We start from the raw sequence: 9,878 nt of genomic DNA, 5'->3' as shown, positions 1-9,878 counted from the left end.
GCGCCGAACCCGCGGCCGGAGACGTCGGAATGCCGGTGACCGGCTCAGCCGGTCGCCGGCATGCGGCGTTCCCGGTACCCGAGGATGCTGGCCAGCGAGGAGACCCGGCGCAGCCGGTCCCCGGCCCCGCCGATCTCGACCGCCCGATCCACCGGCCGGGCCCCGGTGATCCAGACCAGCCGCAGCTGCGAGCGGTCGGCCGCGCACTGCGCGTCGAGCAGCACCCGCAGCCCGGCCGCCGCGAGGAACGTCACCGGCGTCAGGTCGACGACCAGCGTGCCGGCCCCGTCCGCGGCGGAGCTGAGCCGCTCCTTCAGGACCGGCGCGGTGGAGAGGTCGATCTCACCGCCGACGGTGAGCAGCGTGATGTCGCGCCGCAGCCTGGCCTCCGAGAAGCACACCGCCGCATCGGTTCCCGGCGACACCAGATCGGGCTCCGGGCGGCGCGGGCGATCGGCACCTGGCCCTGCCGGATGAGCGGCCATCGAACTCCTCGACCGGGCGGCACGGAACCGGGCCGGGACCGGCCGCCCATGCCTCTCCCGGCTTACAGCGATACCGAGAGCATAGGGCTCCCCGCGCATTTCGTCCGCGTGTCTTCCCGGCGGCGTGGCAGTGAGCAGGTAAAGGGTTGTCCCCCAGCATGATCCGAACGACCGACACCGGACGTTCCGGCGCTACACCGTGTCCGACTCCGGGAACAGCGCCGCCAGCGAGTCCGACACCGCGCCGCAGCCGCTGCACTCGAAGCGGACGCCGAGCGCGAACCACCACTCCAGCCGCAGCGCGCAGTTCTCGCAGAGCAGGTCGATTCCGCTCGCCCGGCAGCAGCCGCGGCCGCGCGCCCAGCGGTCGGCCCTGGTCGCGCAGCGCGACCCGTCGATCCGGAGGGTGCAGTGCGGCAGGTCCGCGAGACCGGGCACCAGCGCGTCGAAATGCTGTGCCGCCGTGGTGTTGTCCACCGCTCTCCCCTTCTGCTTCGCTTCGTCCACCCCGTTCATCGAGCCCGCCCCGAGCGGCGTTACCGCAGGTGGGGTGGGTCACGCGCTCAGACGGTCCCCCCGGACATGCCGTCCGAGATACTCAGCGCCTCGCCGTTGAACCGGCCGCCGTGCGGGCCGACGAGCAACAGCACCAGCCGGGAGACCTCCTCCGGCTCGATCAGCCCGCCGCCCTTCGCGAACATGGCCTCGGCATCCGCCCGCGTGGGGTTCTCCAGATCGGGCAGCAGCACCCGGTAGGTGGCAGGGTTCATGACCATGTCGGTGCGCACGCCGGAGGGGAGCACCGCGTTGGCGGTGATGCCGGACTCCCCCACCTCCAGCGCGAGCGACTTGATCAGCCCGATCACCCCCCACTTCGCGGCGGCGTAGGCGCCGGAGCCGGTGGCGCCCATCCGCCCGACGATCGACGAGGTGGCGACGATCCGGCCCCAGCGCCGCTCCAGCATGGTCGGCAGCACCGCCTTGATGCTGTGGAAGACACCGGAGAGGTCGACGTCGACCGTGTCGCGCCAGGTGCGCTCGTCGAGGTCGGCGATGGTGCCGTGCGTGGCGATCCCGGCATTGGCGAGCAGGATGTCGATCCGGCCGAATTCGCGGAGCGCCTCGGCGGCCACCCGCTCCATGTCGTCGCGGCTGCGCACGTCGGCGCGCACGGTGTGGCAGCGCCCGCCTGCCGCGCGCACCAGCTCGGCGGTCTCGGCGAGGTCGTCGGGGGTGGCGAGCGGGTACCGCAGCCCCGGCAGCGGCGCCGCGAGGTCGGCGAGCACGATGTCGGCGCCCTCCCCGGCGAGCAGCACGGCGTGCGAGCGGCCCTGCCCGCGCGCCCCGCCGGTGATCACGGCGGCGCGGCCGTCCAGCTGTCCCATTCCCGCTCCTCACGCGAGGTCGTGGTCCCGGTCGCAGGCGACCCTACGCGCGCGCACCGGCTCGCGCGCGTAGCCCGCTGCGCGGACGGGAGCCGCGCGTCGTACCATGCGTCACAATCCGCGCACCCGTCTCGAGGACGTGGCCGTTCCGGCGGCGACACCTTCCGCCCGTTCGTGGTGGACGAACGAAATCCACAGATTGAGAGCACTGCGCCGTGAAACTCGACCAGGACGAACACCGGACCGTCGACGACCTGCTCGGCGGTGGCGTCGCGACCGTCGTCGCACCGGACGAGCCCGAATCCCGACCGGACGAAGCGCCGACCGGCGACGCCGCCACCGCGGCCCGCTTCGCGCTGCCCGGCCTGCGCAGGCTGATGCGCAACGCCGCCGGGCTCTCGCCGGAATCCATCGACCTGCTCGCCGCCATCACCGACCGGCTGCGCGCCGCCGAGGGCGCGCTGGCCGATCCGGCGACCTGCGATTCGGTGCGCTGACTACATTCCGTTCACCTCGACGATCGGCGCCGGGTAGTCGGCGCCCGCCCGCCACGGCCGGTGGATCTCCGCGCCGGGCAGGTGCGCGAGCTCCGGGATGTAGCGGCGCACGTAGGCGCCGTCGGGGTCGTACCGCTCGGCCTGGCGCAGCGGGTTGAGCACCCGGTTCGGCCTGGTGTCGGTTCCGGTGCCCGCGGACCACTGCCAGTTCAGCTGGTTGTTCGCGATATCGCCGTCTACCAGCCAGTGCAGGAAGTGCGCCGCGCCGACCCGCCAGTCGATCCGCAGCGACTTGGCCAGGAAGCCCGCGGTGACGAGGCGGCCGCGGTTGTGCATCCAGCCCTCCTCGTGCAGCTGCCGCATGGCCGCGTCCACCAGCGGATAGCCGGTGCGCGCTTCCTTCCAGGCCGCCGCCGACTCCGGATCGTCGCGCCACTCGATCGGGCCGGTGCGGTAGTCCCGCCAGGCGATCTCCGGGTCGGCGCCGAGCAGCTGGGCGTAGAAGTCGCGCCAGGCCAGCTGCCGGACGAAGGCGTGGCCGCCCTCGGTGTCCATGTCCACCCGGTGCACCAACTCGGTCGGCGAGAGACAGCCGAAGTGCAGGTACGGCGAGATCTTCGAGGTGGCGTCGCCGGCCAGGTCGTCGTGGTTCTCGGCGTACTGCCCGACCGGTCCGGCCAGCCAGTCCCTGACGATCTTGCGCCCCGAGGTCTCGCCGCCGACCGCGAGCCGCGGCGACGGTTCCCCGCTGCTCAGCTCGGTGGCGTCCGGCAGCCGCTCGCCGCGCACCTCGGGCACGGTGAGCGCGCGCGGCGTGCCGAGCGGGCGGCGCTGGTGCGCCTGGCTCCAGCGCCGGAAGTACGGCGAGAAGACGGCGAAGTGGTCGCGGCCGGTGGAGGGCGTGAGCACCTCCGGGTCGGCCGCGGTGACGACGGCGGCGTGCACCCGGAGCGTGCGGCCGTCGGCGGCGAGGCCGTCGCGCAGCGCCCGCTCCCTGCGGCTGCTGTAGCCGCTGGCGTCGGCGGCCACGTGCACCTCGGCGGCGTCCACCTCCGCGGCCAGCCGGACCACCTCGTCGGCGACCCGGCCGCGGCGCAGGATCAGCCTGCCGCCGATGCCGCGAAGCTCGGCGTCCAGCTCGTCCAGCGCGGCGAGCAGGAACCGGACCCGGTTCGGGGCGGCGTACGCGCCGCCGAGGATGGCGTCGTCCAGGACGAAGACCGGGACGACCGCGTCACCCCCGCGGTGGGCCGCGGTGAGCACCGGGTTGTCGTGCACCCGGAGATCCCGGGTGAACAGGGCGAGGGTGACGCGCGCTGTCACCGCCGGGTCACCGGGTGCACAGCGGGGCGACGGTGTCGATGCCGCCGGTGGTGGGCGAGGTCAGGTAGAGGCACGGGCTCTGGCCCGCGGCCTCGATGGCGCCGCGCACCTGCTCCCAGCTCGCCTCGTCCAGCGCGGGCGTCCGGGAGAGCACGAAGCCGGAGAGCCGCGACGGGTCGGTGACGACGGCCCACGAGTAGTCCGGGCCGAGCGCGGTCACGATGTAGTTCGGGGTGCCTGCCGGGTCCTCCTGGAAGGGGACGTTCGGGAACTCCACCCGCAGCTGCGCCTTGGTCACCTGGTCGATGATCCTGGCGGTGCCGCGGATCTCGTTGCTGCCGCCGTCCCAGGTGGTGCAGCGGTTGAAGACCGCGACATTGCCCTGCGGGTCGAGGGTGTAGTTCGCCTGGGTGTCGCGGGCGCACTCCAGGTTGAACGGCGCGGGCACCGCGGCCAGCTGGTTCCAGGTGCCGAGGTAGCTGGCCACCTCCAGCGCGGGCACCGGGGCCGGGCCCGCCGCCGCTGCCGGGCCGGCGGTGAGCGCGGGGGCGAGCGCGGCGATCGTGGCCGCGGCCAGCGTGAGCAGCCTTCCCCCGCGCTTCGTGGGACGTTGCGTGCGGAATGGGTTCACCGGAACTCCTCGTTCTCGACGTCGTCGCCCACATGGTAGCGGAAACGATGCATAATCGATTCAGCGTCGGGACGGGCGTGCCCCGAGTCGGGCACGTCGTCCGCCGGATACCCCGGACGCGCCGCGCTACCCAGCCCCACCGCGAGGAGGACCCATGACGGGGATCGCCTACAGCGGGCAGAATGATGTCATGCCCGCCGGTTCCACCCCAGTCACCGATACGGCCGGCTACACCGTCCGCGCCGTGGCCGACCGCCTCGGAATTCCCACCGCGACGCTGCGCAGCTGGACCCGGCGCTACGACATCGGCCCCGCCCAGGAGCGGCCGGGCAAGCACCGGCTCTACTCCGAGGCCGATATCGCCCAGCTCGGCCGGATGCTCACGCTGATCAAGGAGGGCGCCAGCCCGGCGGGCGCCGCCGCCGCGGTGCGCGGCCACGCGCCGCTCCGCGGCGACCGCACCGGGCTGCTCGCCGCCGCCTTCGCGCTGGACACCGCGACCGTCGGCGCGATCGTCGAGGCGCACGTGCGCGCCTTCGGCGTGGTGGACACCTGGGACCTGGTGTGCCGCCCGACCTTCGCCGACATCGTCGCCCGCCAGCTCGGCGGGGAGCGCTGCATCGACGTCGAGCACTCGCTCTCCTGGAGCATCACCTCGGTGCTGCACCGCAGCTGCCCGCCGCCCCCCGCCGCGCGGATCACGGTGGTGCTGGCCTGCACCGGCGGCGAGACGCACACGCTCCCGCTGGAGGTGCTGCGCGCCGCGCTCGCCGAGCAGGGGGTCGGGGCGCACATGCTCGGCGCGAACGTGCCGACCGCCGCGCTGGCCGACACGCTCGGCCGCGGCACCGGGGTGAAGGCGGTGCTGCTCTGGTCCCAGCAGGAGCCGACCGCGCTCACCTCGGCCGTGCTCACCTGCATCGATGCGGGCGCGAAGGTGCTCGCGGGCGGGCCGGGCTGGGAGTCGGTGATCCTGCCCGATGGCGCGCGGCGGGTCGGCAGTCTCGCCGACGCCGTCGCCCGGCTGCGCTGAGCAGCGGCGTTCAGCGCTCGGTACGGCCGAGCACGTGGCGGAGCGCGGAGTCCAGGTCGGGGTTGCGGAAGTGGTGCCCGGCGGCGCGCAGCCGCGTCGGCTCGACCCGCTGACTCGCCGCCGCGACCTCGCGCGCGCCCTGCTCGCCGAGCAGCAGCGCGGGCCCGAACTTCGGCACCGGGAGCAGCGCAGGGCGGCGCAGCACCTTCGCCAGCACCTTCGTGTACTCGGCATTGCGCACCGGCTCCGGCGCGACCGCGTTGACCGGCCCGCTCAGGCTCTCGTCCCAGAGCGCGCGGTGGTAGACGTCGACCAGGTCGTCGATGCCGATCCAGGAGAACCACTGCCTGCCGTCGCCGATCCGGCCGCCGAGCCCGGCGCTGAACAGCGGCCGCAGCAACTTCAGCGTCCCGCCCGCGGGCGACTGCACGATCCCGGTGCGCACCGCGACCGTGCGCACCCCCGCCTCGGTCGCCGGGCGCAGCTCGGCCTCCCAGTCCGCCACCACGTCGGCGAGGAAGCCGTCGCCACGGCCGGAATCCTCGGTGAGCGTCTCGTCACCGCGGTCGTAGCCGTAGAAGCCGATGGCCGACGCGCTCACGAAGCTGCGCACCCCCGCCCGCGCGGCGACCTCGGCCAGCTTCCCGGTCGGCCCGATCCGGCTGCTCGCCACCGCGTTCCGGTGCGCCGCGGTGAAGCGGCCCGCGATCGATGCGCCGGCCAGGTGCACCACCGCGTCGACGCCGTCCAGCAGGTCGGGCGCGGGATCGTCGGGCTGCCACTGCCGCTCGTCGGCCGCCTGTGGCGCCTGCCTGACCAGCCGAAGCACCCGGTGCCCGCCGGTGCTCAGGAAGGCGGCGACCGCCGAGCCGACCAGCCCGGAGGCGCCGGTCACCGCGACGGTGCCCGGCCGGTACCCGTGCCCGGCCGCCGCGGCGTGCGCGGCGAGATCACCGGCGAGCTGGCGGTACCGGTAGTCGAACATGGCGCGCAGCGCGAGCTCGGGCACGGTGCTCTCGACCCGGTCGAGCACCCGGGTGTGCTCCGCGTCGACCTCCTCGAAGTCGTGCACGTGCCGCCAGCGCAGCACCGTCCCGACCGGAGCCGAGGCGATGCCGTCCACCGCGATCTCGTCCACGAAGCGATGCGGCGGGTCGTACTCCGCAGGCCGGTGCCGCGCGACCCAGCGCAGCCCGCCGGGCAGCCGCAGCACCGCCGTGCCGTCGCGCAGCGAATCCGCCTCGGCGGCCAGCGTGACCGGCTGCCAGGGCGGGGTGAGCCGGGCGAACGCGCCCGGCCTTCCGTACCAGGCGAAGACCTCGGAACGCGGCGCCGCGACGACGGCGCTCGACTCGATTCCCATGTTCCGACAGTAACCGCCGGAGAGCCGGCGAAACGTTCACGCATCGTTCCGCAAAAATTGCAACACGTTCTAGGATTGCCGGATGGCTCCGGATCACGCCCCCGCCCGCGACGACCTGCTCACCGCCGTGCTGGCCTCACCCGCCGCGGTGGCGGCGAAGGACCGGGCCGGGTGGCTCGCCCTGTTCACGCCGGAGGCGGTGGTGGCGGATCCGGTCGGCTCGCGCCCGCACGTCGGGCTCGCGGCGATCGGCCGCTTCCACGACACCTTCATCGCGCCGAACACCATCACCTTCCAGCCGGACGCCGACATCGTCACCGGCCGGACCGTGCTGCGCGACCTGGCGATCACCATCCGGATGTCGACCGGCGCCACCGTCCGGGTGCCCATGCACCTGCGCTACGACCTGGTGTGGCACGAGGATTCCTGGCGCATCGCGCAGCTCGCCGCGCACTGGGAGTTCGCGCCGATGGTGCTGCGGTTGCTCGGCACCGGGCCGCGCGGGCTCGGCGCGGGGACGCTGCTCGGCGGGCAGCTGCTCACCAACCTCGGCCCCGGCGGCGCGCTCGGCATGCTCGGCGCCGTGCGCGGGGTCGGGGCGCGCGGGCGGCGCAGCGCGCAGCGGGTGCTGCGCGGTGCCGCCGACGGGGAGGCCGCGGAGCTGGCCGGGGTGGCGACCGAGCTGCCCTCCGGGCGCGTCCGGCCCGCCGAATTCGCGGCGTACCTGCGCGGGGCCACCGTGTCGAAGGTGCTCGCCGCCGGCCGAACCGTGACCGCGTCGGTCCGGCTCGGCGACCGCCCGGCCGTCGCGGTCGTCGAGTTCGCCGGCCACCGGGTCTCGACGCTCCGGCTCATCGCCGAGTAGTCGGCTATCGACGGCGCGGTGGCCGGAGCCGAGAACGCGCAGGCGACCGGGCAGCCCGTTCGCACCGGCCGAGTCAGGCGACGGCGTGCCTGGACCGCATCGGCTCCGAGCGGTACCGGGCCCGCGGCCCGTCGATCCCGAGCGCGCGCCAGAGCCGCCTGGTCACCGGGGTCATCAGCCCGAGGTCGTCGGCGAGCGCGCGGACGTCGGTGAAGTACCCGGCGAGAATCCCCTTGGCCTGCGGCGACCGCCAGAACGCCTCGCGGAACACTTCGTCCGGGATATCGAACTCGCGGGCGAAGGAGCGCGGCGGCACCATGATCTCGCCGGCCAGCCACCGCATGGCGAGCGGGAAGGCGAGCCCGCAGACGGCGGTCGTGACCGGCCCCAGCTTCGGCACCTTGGCCCGGAGGAACTCGTTCGCGAAGGAGATGTGCCGCGCCTCCTCGGCGATGTGGATCTCCATCGTGCGCAGCACGGCGGGCGGCAGCTCCGCCCCGCGCCGGATCAGCGCCTTCTGGTAGTGGTCGATCGGCTCCTCGCCGCCGAGGATGCCGATGAAGAGCACCACGTGCGCGTACCCGCCCGCGACACCGATCAGCGGGGCCAGCTTCCGGAAGAGCGGCCGCATGCCGGGCACATCCACCCCGACGCGGTTCACCAGCTCCTGGAACATCTGGATGTGGTTGCACTCCTCGGTCATCTCGTGCATGCAGTAGCGGAACTCCGGAGCGCCGTTCGGCAGCTTCATCGCGTACTGCATCATGCCGCGGATCAGGACGCTCTCGAAGGCGGCGCCGACCTTGATGGCGTTCACCATCCGCCACTTGCCGATCTCGATCTGCCGCTCCCGCGGCAGGCTCCGGTACCAGGCGGTGGCGCCGAGCGGGTCCAGCTCCGGGATGAGGATCCAGCGCGGGTCGTCCGGGTCGATGGCGAACTCCGGGGAGTCCCAGGCGATGTCCAGGTAGGGGTCGAACTTCCGGTGCACGGAGCCCTCGGAGAGGGTGCGCACCAGGTCGCGGTAGGCCTCGGTCGAGCCTGAAGTGGACAGCGTCATCGGTGTCTCCTCACGTAGGCGGTGTGATCCGCCGCACCCTCCAATTTAGCGAAACTCACGGTATCAGTAAACAACTCCATGGAGATACCGAACGGTTTGCTGGATGGGCTAGGATTCGAACATGAGTTCGACGGACGACGAGCTACCAGCGGCCGGACCCGACCGAACCACCCCGCGCGCGCGGCCGCTACCGCGCACCGAGGGCACCGTCCCCGAGCTGCGCTTCCCCAGCGCGACCGGGCACTACTATCGCACCGCGACCTATCCGCCGCGCCCGGTCTGGGTGCGGCTGGACGCCATCCTGATCCGCGACCCCGGCACCCCGAAGCACGTGAACGGCGCCGGGGTGGAGATGAACGGCGAGTGCGCGGGCACGCTCACGCACTGGGTGCCGACGGTGGACGGCTTCTGGCTCGGCCGGGTCTCCTACACCGTCCGCTACGCCGACGGCCGCCCGCCGCTGCACGTGCGCGACCAGCTGGTCCCCGCCTACGCGCTGCGCCCGCGCGACCTCGGTTGAGCTCAGCTCGACGCGAGCACAGCGGGGTCGGTTGAGCTCAGCTCGGCGCGAGCACCGCGGGGTCGACGAAGCGCGGGTCGAGCGGTGCGGCGGTGCCGTACTCCCCCTCGCCGTCCCAGGACTCCTCGCTCTCCGCCATCCGCTCGACCAGCGCGCCGAACCGCTCCTCGACCGGCCGCAGCCCGGCGATCGCGGCGGTGAGCTCGGCCTCGGCGACGAAGTGCGCGCCACCGCGCCCGACGGTGAGCACCGCCAGCCAGCCCGGCCACTCCGGCCCCGGCAGGTTCCCCGCGGTCTCGGCCCAGAACAGCACCTGGTGCCGCCCGTCGTCGGCCGCAAGCGCGCCCGCCGCGACGAAGGCGAGCAGCGCCGTGTGCACGAACGATTCCAGGTACCCCATGAGGTCGCAGAGGTACACCTGGAGCGCGCCACCCTCGTGGGTGAGCACGCAGGACACCGGCGAGCCTGCGGCCGCGCCCGCCACACACTCCGCGAAGAACTCGCGTGCGGTGCCCCCGGGCGTTGCGGCCCGCCAGGCGTCGGCGGCGCGCTTGCCGTCCCAGAACCAGCCGTCGAACATGGCGTCCGGGTCGGCGATCGCCGCAGGCGCCGGGATCGGGGTGTCGAGCCAGCGCTCGAAGCTCTCCCTGGTCATCGGGATACGGGTGGCCAGCAGGAAGCTGTCCGACACGGGGGTCTCCTCGCACGCGAAACGC

General features: G+C 73.6%; 12 protein-coding genes. 4 read left to right on the top strand and 8 right to left on the bottom strand.

What is annotated here, in order from left to right; all coding sequences use genetic code 11:
* Nucleotides 1–44 precede the first annotated feature (44 nt).
* The 3 genes from ACFUJ1_RS31110 to ACFUJ1_RS31100 all read right to left on the bottom strand — a co-directional run bounded on the left by ACFUJ1_RS31110 (nucleotide 45) and on the right by ACFUJ1_RS31100 (nucleotide 1,870).
* Nucleotides 45–485: an STAS domain-containing protein gene (locus tag ACFUJ1_RS31110; protein WP_378650878.1), complete on the bottom strand. Its 441-nt coding sequence runs from the start codon at nucleotides 483–485 to the stop codon at nucleotides 45–47.
* 192 nt (nucleotides 486–677) lie between these two features.
* Nucleotides 678–962 (bottom strand): hypothetical protein, encoded by a 285-nt coding sequence (locus tag ACFUJ1_RS31105; protein WP_378650877.1) that lies wholly within the window; start codon nucleotides 960–962, stop codon nucleotides 678–680.
* Nucleotides 963–1,048: 86 nt separating this feature from the next.
* Nucleotides 1,049–1,870 (bottom strand): mycofactocin-coupled SDR family oxidoreductase, encoded by an 822-nt coding sequence (locus tag ACFUJ1_RS31100; protein ID WP_378650876.1) that lies wholly within the window; start codon nucleotides 1,868–1,870, stop codon nucleotides 1,049–1,051.
* A 215-nt stretch (nucleotides 1,871–2,085) separates the two neighbouring features.
* On the opposite strand from ACFUJ1_RS31100, the gene ACFUJ1_RS31095 reads away from it, so the two are divergent.
* A complete protein-coding gene (locus tag ACFUJ1_RS31095) occupies nucleotides 2,086–2,367 on the top strand; it encodes a hypothetical protein (protein ID WP_378650875.1) in 282 nt (93 codons plus the stop codon).
* Here ACFUJ1_RS31095 and ACFUJ1_RS31090 read toward each other — a convergent pair whose 3' ends face one another.
* Nucleotides 2,368–3,690, bottom strand: coding sequence for a cryptochrome/photolyase family protein (locus ACFUJ1_RS31090; RefSeq protein ID WP_378650874.1), 1,323 nt, complete (start codon nucleotides 3,688–3,690; stop codon nucleotides 2,368–2,370).
* 7 nt (nucleotides 3,691–3,697) lie between these two features.
* Nucleotides 3,698–4,321: a lipocalin family protein gene (locus ACFUJ1_RS31085; RefSeq protein ID WP_378650873.1), complete on the bottom strand. Its 624-nt coding sequence runs from the start codon at nucleotides 4,319–4,321 to the stop codon at nucleotides 3,698–3,700.
* Nucleotides 4,322–4,475: 154 nt separating this feature from the next.
* Between ACFUJ1_RS31085 and ACFUJ1_RS31080 the strand changes: the two genes are divergently transcribed.
* Entirely contained in the window at nucleotides 4,476–5,354 is an 879-nt protein-coding gene (locus ACFUJ1_RS31080; protein ID WP_378650872.1) for a MerR family transcriptional regulator, read from the top strand.
* A 10-nt stretch (nucleotides 5,355–5,364) separates the two neighbouring features.
* On the opposite strand, the gene ACFUJ1_RS31075 is transcribed toward ACFUJ1_RS31080, so the two are convergent.
* Nucleotides 5,365–6,717, bottom strand: a complete 1,353-nt coding sequence (locus ACFUJ1_RS31075) for a TIGR01777 family oxidoreductase (protein ID WP_378650871.1) — start codon at nucleotides 6,715–6,717, stop codon at nucleotides 5,365–5,367.
* Nucleotides 6,718–6,799: 82 nt separating this feature from the next.
* Between ACFUJ1_RS31075 and ACFUJ1_RS31070 the strand changes: the two genes are divergently transcribed.
* Nucleotides 6,800–7,582 carry a nuclear transport factor 2 family protein gene (locus ACFUJ1_RS31070; RefSeq protein ID WP_378650870.1) on the top strand — a complete coding sequence of 261 codons (783 nt, stop codon included), beginning with the start codon at nucleotides 6,800–6,802 and terminating at the stop codon, nucleotides 7,580–7,582.
* Between the two features lie 73 nt (nucleotides 7,583–7,655).
* Here ACFUJ1_RS31070 and ACFUJ1_RS31065 read toward each other — a convergent pair whose 3' ends face one another.
* Nucleotides 7,656–8,642 (bottom strand): diiron oxygenase, encoded by a 987-nt coding sequence (locus tag ACFUJ1_RS31065; RefSeq protein WP_378650869.1) that lies wholly within the window; start codon nucleotides 8,640–8,642, stop codon nucleotides 7,656–7,658.
* A 121-nt stretch (nucleotides 8,643–8,763) separates the two neighbouring features.
* On the opposite strand from ACFUJ1_RS31065, the gene ACFUJ1_RS31060 reads away from it, so the two are divergent.
* Nucleotides 8,764–9,162 (top strand): hypothetical protein, encoded by a 399-nt coding sequence (locus ACFUJ1_RS31060; RefSeq protein ID WP_378650868.1) that lies wholly within the window; start codon nucleotides 8,764–8,766, stop codon nucleotides 9,160–9,162.
* Nucleotides 9,163–9,199: 37 nt separating this feature from the next.
* Here the strand turns inward: ACFUJ1_RS31060 and ACFUJ1_RS31055 are convergent, their stop codons facing one another.
* Nucleotides 9,200–9,853, bottom strand: a complete 654-nt coding sequence (locus ACFUJ1_RS31055; protein ID WP_378650867.1) for a hypothetical protein — start codon at nucleotides 9,851–9,853, stop codon at nucleotides 9,200–9,202.
* Nucleotides 9,854–9,878: the final 25 nt, after the last annotated feature.

The organism is Nocardia sp. NPDC057227, from assembly GCF_042669725.1.
GTDB classification, from domain to species: Bacteria; Actinomycetota; Actinomycetes; order Mycobacteriales; family Mycobacteriaceae; genus Nocardia; species Nocardia asteroides_A.
This window is presented reverse-complemented; position numbering and strand designations above follow the sequence as displayed.

What these genes read in the sequence shown, in the direction of transcription:
- ACFUJ1_RS31110 (WP_378650878.1), bottom strand. Translation starts at nt 485, where the DNA reads ATGGCCGCTCATCCGGCAGGGCCAGGTGCCGATCGCCCGCGCCGCCCG.
- ACFUJ1_RS31100 (WP_378650876.1), bottom strand. Translation starts at nt 1,870, where the DNA reads ATGGGACAGCTGGACGGCCGCGCCGCCGTGATCACCGGCGGGGCGCGC.
- ACFUJ1_RS31080 (WP_378650872.1), top strand. Translation starts at nt 4,476, where the DNA reads ATGACGGGGATCGCCTACAGCGGGCAGAATGATGTCATGCCCGCCGGT.
- ACFUJ1_RS31075 (WP_378650871.1), bottom strand. Translation starts at nt 6,717, where the DNA reads ATGGGAATCGAGTCGAGCGCCGTCGTCGCGGCGCCGCGTTCCGAGGTC.
- ACFUJ1_RS31070 (WP_378650870.1), top strand. Translation starts at nt 6,800, where the DNA reads ATGGCTCCGGATCACGCCCCCGCCCGCGACGACCTGCTCACCGCCGTG.
- ACFUJ1_RS31065 (WP_378650869.1), bottom strand. Translation starts at nt 8,642, where the DNA reads ATGACGCTGTCCACTTCAGGCTCGACCGAGGCCTACCGCGACCTGGTG.
- ACFUJ1_RS31060 (WP_378650868.1), top strand. Translation starts at nt 8,764, where the DNA reads ATGAGTTCGACGGACGACGAGCTACCAGCGGCCGGACCCGACCGAACC.